Annotated in this window: 1 protein-coding gene; it reads left to right on the forward strand. The window is 61.5% G+C overall.

Annotated elements, in window-relative coordinates:
* Positions 1-112: 112 nt before the first annotated feature.
* A partial coding sequence (istA, locus tag IVB12_RS35470; protein ID WP_247307082.1) for an IS21 family transposase occupies positions 113-897 on the forward strand: 785 nt, incomplete at its 3' end.

Below are 897 nucleotides of genomic sequence, written 5' to 3' on the forward strand. Positions count from 1 at the left end.
TGTGTTTCGGCATGGAATAAGGACCCCGTTTTCGGGGTGATCGGCATCCAATCGGGACCCCGGGATAAGGGTCCACAGTGGCTTCCATCGAGTCATGGAAGCCGAGGTTGGGATGCTGGTGGTGGAGACGATTGGTAAGATCCGTCGCGCCTACTTTGTTGATGGTCGTCCGATCAAGGCGATCTGCCGAGAACTTGGCGTATCGCGGAAGGTGGTTCGCAAGGTCATTCGTTCTCAAGCGACGGAGTTCCGGTACGAGCGCGAGACGCAGCCGCTCCCGAAGATGGGTGCCTGGAGTGCCGAGCTTGACCGGTTGCTGGCAAGGAATGAGAGCAAGGCGGCGCGGGAACGGCTGACGCTGATCCGGCTATTCGAGGAGCTTCGCGGCCTGGGTTATGCCGGCGGCTATGATGCGGTTCGTCGATACGCACGACGGTGGAGCAAGGAACGCGGCACCTCGACAGCGTCGGCCTATGTGCCGTTGAGCTTTGCACCAGGCGAAGCCTACCAGTTCGACTGGAGCCACGAGATCGTCCTGCTGAGCGGCACCACGGTGATGGTGAAGGCTGCTCATGTCCGGCTCTGTCACAGCCGCATGCTGTTCGTGCGGGCCTATCCGCGGGAGACGCAGGAGATGGTGTTCGACGCCCACGACCGGGCATTCGCCCTGTTCAAAGGCACCTGCACCCGCGGCATCTACGACAACATGAAGACCGCGGTAGAGACGATCTTTGTCGGTAAAGGCCGTCTCTACAATCGCCGCTTCCTGCAGATGTGCAGCCACTATCTGGTCGATCCGGTCGCCTGTACGCCAGCGTCGGGCTGGGAGAAGGGGCAGGTCGAGAACCAGGTCGGGCTGGTCCGGGAACGCTTCTTCACGCCGCGGCTGCGGTTCAA

It is taken from the genome of Bradyrhizobium sp. 179, assembly GCF_023073535.1.
Taxonomy (GTDB): domain Bacteria; phylum Pseudomonadota; class Alphaproteobacteria; order Rhizobiales; family Xanthobacteraceae; genus Bradyrhizobium.